Below are 261 nucleotides of genomic sequence, written 5' to 3' on the forward strand. Positions count from 1 at the left end.
GCTGTCGCCCACGATGTCGGCCACCGCGTTCACGGTGACGTTGACCGTCGCGGTCTCGGTCACCCCGCCACTGGTCACCGTGTAGGTGTAGCTGTCCAGGCCGTTATAGTCGGCATTGGGCGTATAGGTGACCGTCCCGTCGCCGTTGTTCACGACGCTGCCGTGCGCGCCCTGCGTCACGCCGGTGACCGAAGGCGATCCCTCGAACGTGTCGTTGGCCAGCACATTGGTGGTGACCGCATTGTCTTCGTTGGTGCTGTC

The 261-nt window shown here is 64.4% G+C and carries 1 protein-coding gene; it reads right to left on the reverse strand.

Annotation, left to right across the window (positions count from 1 at the left end; translation table 11 throughout):
- Positions 1-261: Ig-like domain-containing protein (locus LZ518_RS13340; protein ID WP_249916582.1), on the reverse strand; the 261-nt coding region annotated here is incomplete at both ends.

This window comes from Sphingomonas brevis (assembly GCF_023516505.1).
GTDB classification, from domain to species: domain Bacteria; phylum Pseudomonadota; class Alphaproteobacteria; order Sphingomonadales; family Sphingomonadaceae; genus Sphingomicrobium; species Sphingomicrobium breve.